This window comes from Tsukamurella conjunctivitidis, assembly GCF_007858475.1.
Classification (GTDB): domain Bacteria; phylum Actinomycetota; class Actinomycetes; order Mycobacteriales; family Mycobacteriaceae; genus Tsukamurella; species Tsukamurella conjunctivitidis.
The window spans coordinates 1-576 of the sequence record NZ_VIGX01000206.1; the positions used below are offsets into that span (position 1 = coordinate 1).

The 576-nt window shown below is 38.9% G+C and carries 2 tRNA genes; both read right to left on the reverse strand.

Annotation, left to right across the window (positions count from 1 at the left end):
- Positions 1 to 388 precede the first annotated feature (388 nt).
- Positions 389 to 464 (reverse strand) — tRNA-Ala (locus FK530_RS27630).
- Positions 465 to 478: 14 nt separating this feature from the next.
- Positions 479 to 555: transfer RNA gene (locus FK530_RS27635), tRNA-Ile, on the reverse strand.
- Between the last annotated feature and the right edge of the window lie 21 nt (positions 556 to 576).

Below are 576 nucleotides of genomic sequence, written 5' to 3' on the forward strand. Positions count from 1 at the left end.
CGAGAAGAATAATCCGATAACAAAGACCCGAAAGATCTTGGTGATTATCACTCGATTCACATCGATCAATAATCACTGCTGCATCGCTATTACGTTGCACCAACTAATCCAAATTTTTAAAGAACACTCATGACTAATAGTTATATTAGATGAGAGTATAAATAAGATGACTTATCAAACTATATCAATGATTGAAGATCGAAGATCATTAAACAATGATAAATAGACTGACTAATTAATCACATTATTTATCGTCTCTCTAATTTATTTAACTAACCACTACTTAACTCACTATCTAGCGGCGTTAAACAAACTAACTAAACACCCAAGAAGCAGAGAATCATACATTCAACCTAGTCTCTTTTCAACAACATCCCCCAAGAAAATTTGGTGGAGGATAACGGAGTCGAACCGATGGCCTCCTGCGTGCAAGGCAGGCGCTCTACCAACTGAGCTAATCCCCCTTTATGGGTTATATTGGTGGGCCTAGGTAGACTCGAACTACCGACCCCACGCTTATCAAGCGTGTGCTCTAACCAACTGAGCTATAGGCCCAGATACTAGGTATTACTTCTT